The sequence below is a fragment of the Sphingomonas elodea ATCC 31461 genome (genome assembly GCF_000226955.1).
GTDB lineage: Bacteria > Pseudomonadota > Alphaproteobacteria > Sphingomonadales > Sphingomonadaceae > Sphingomonas > Sphingomonas elodea.
The window spans coordinates 1-2,020 of the sequence record NZ_AGFU01000108.1 but is presented as its reverse complement, the minus strand read 5'-3'; the positions used below and the strand labels follow the sequence as shown (position 1 = coordinate 2,020).

The 2,020-nt window shown below is 67.6% G+C and carries 2 protein-coding genes and 1 riboswitch; both genes read right to left on the bottom strand.

All coding sequences use genetic code 11. From position 1 onward, the window contains the following. Positions 1-52: 52 nt before the first annotated feature. The gene (gene gcvH, locus KK7_RS0119130) at positions 53-424 is read right to left on the bottom strand and encodes a glycine cleavage system protein GcvH (protein WP_010546249.1); all 372 of its coding nucleotides are present in this window, start codon (positions 422-424) and stop codon (positions 53-55) included. A gap of 1 nt (position 425) precedes the next feature. Further along, a complete protein-coding gene (gene gcvT, locus KK7_RS0119125; protein ID WP_010546248.1) occupies positions 426-1,589 on the bottom strand; it encodes a glycine cleavage system aminomethyltransferase GcvT in 1,164 nt (387 codons plus the stop codon). A gap of 166 nt (positions 1,590-1,755) precedes the next feature. After that, positions 1,756-1,846, bottom strand: a riboswitch (glycine riboswitch). Positions 1,847-2,020 lie beyond the last annotated feature (174 nt).

Sequence of the window (2,020 nt, the reverse complement as noted above, 5' to 3'; positions counted from 1 at the left end):
TGGAGAGTCCCCCACCCCAACCCCTCCCCTGAAGGGGAGGGGCTAAGTCAGGTCACTGCTTCTCGACGAATGCCTGGTACTTGGCCTCGTTCATCAGGCCTTCCAGCTCGCTCTCGTCGCTCAGCGTCATCTTGAAGAACCAGCCTTCGCCTTCCGGATCCTCGTTCACCAGCGCGGGGTTCTCGGTGAGGTCTTCATTGCCCTCGACGACGGTGCCCGACACCGGCGCATACACGTCCGAAGCCGCCTTCACGCTCTCGACAACGGCGGCATCGTCGCCCTTGGCCAGTTCCTTGCCCTCGTCGGGCACTTCGACGAACACGATGTCGCCGAGCTGGCTCTGGGCATATTCGGTGATGCCGACCGCCGCGACGTCGCCGTCGACTTCGATCCACTCATGGTCTTCGGTAAAATAACGGCTCATGTCACGCTCCCTTTCGGACATAGCGGTGGGGGACGAAGGGCATAGCCACAACCTCCGCGGAATGCTGCTTGCCCCGCTGGACAAGCGTAATCGTGGTGCCGGCCGCTGCAAGCGCCGACGGCACATAGGCCATCGCGATCGGCTTCTGCACGCTGGGCGCGAACCCGCCCGAGGTGACCTTGCCGACCTCTGCGCCGGTAGCATCGACCACCACCGCGCCTTCGCGCACCGGTTGGCGACCCTCGACGATCAGGCCGACGCGCTTCATGGCGCTGCCCTGCTCGCGCTCGGCGAGGATGCGCTCGGCACCGGCGAAACCGCCTTCCTCGCGGCGGCGCTTCGACAGCGCGAAGCCGAGATCGGCGGCGACCGGCGTGGTCTCGAGATCGAGGTCATGGCCGTAGAGCGGCAGGCCGGCCTCCAGGCGCAGCGAATCGCGCGCGCCCAGGCCGATCGGCTTGACTTCGGGCTGCGCGGTCAGCGCGTCGGCGAACGCCTCGGCCGCCTCGCCCGGCAGCGAAATCTCGTAGCCGTCCTCGCCAGTATAGCCCGAGCGGCTGACCCAGAGCGGGTTGCCGTTCCACTCGAACGCGGCGGCGGTCATGAACACCAGCTTCTCGACACCCGGCAGCACGCGGGCGAGCGCGGTGACCGCCTCCGGCCCCTGCAGCGCCAGCAGCGCCTGGTCTTCCAGGTGGTTGATCGTCACTTCGTCGGGCAGGAATTCGCGGAACACGCCCAGATCGTCCCACTTGGTAGCACCATTGACGACCATGTAGATCGTTCCGCCGTCGATCTCGAAGGCGTTGTCGGCCGGCAGGCGGGTCATCATCAGATCGTCATGGATGCCGCCCTCTTCGCTGAGCAGCAGCGAATAGCGCATCCGGCCCTCGCCCAGCCCCTTCACATCGCCGGGCAGCAGCGTCTCGAGCCCGGCGTCGAACGCGACGCCCGAGAAGAGCAGCTGGCCCATATGGCTGACGTCGAACAGCCCGGCATGCTCGCGCGTCCAGAGATGCTCGGCCATGATGCCTTCATACTGGACCGGCATGGCATAGCCGGCGAACGGCACCATCCGGCCGCCGCGCGCGCGGTGCCAGGCGTCGAGCGGCAGCGTCTCGATCGGCAGGTCGGTAGCGACGGTGTCTTCGGCGGTATCGCTCATCGGGGCACTCCGGGCATCAAGGGTCAACGATGCGCATGGAGCCGAACGCCCCCGCAACACCATCGCCCCCTCTGTCACGGAACCTGAGAGCTTTCGCGCGGGTGGTACCCGGCTTACCCCTTCGGTGGAGCCCGGCCGCAGCGGCCGTCTCGCTTTCCAGAGTGTCGTGGCCTGCGCGGTCCTCGGTGCCTGAGAGATTCCGGGGCGGTTGCTCCTTCGGCGATCCGGCGAACCGGATTCTCTCCCGCGCATGCCCATGCCGGTCGCCCGGCATCGACGCCCCCGCCTTGGCGGGGGAGCCGGCGCGAGTCAATCGGGATTGAGGGGAATTTGATCCTCCCCGGGACGGGGAGGGCCGCCGCCGCACCGGACTCGCTCGTGGATAGCCCCCTCCACCATGCTGCGCATGGTCCCCCTCCCCGTGCCGGGGA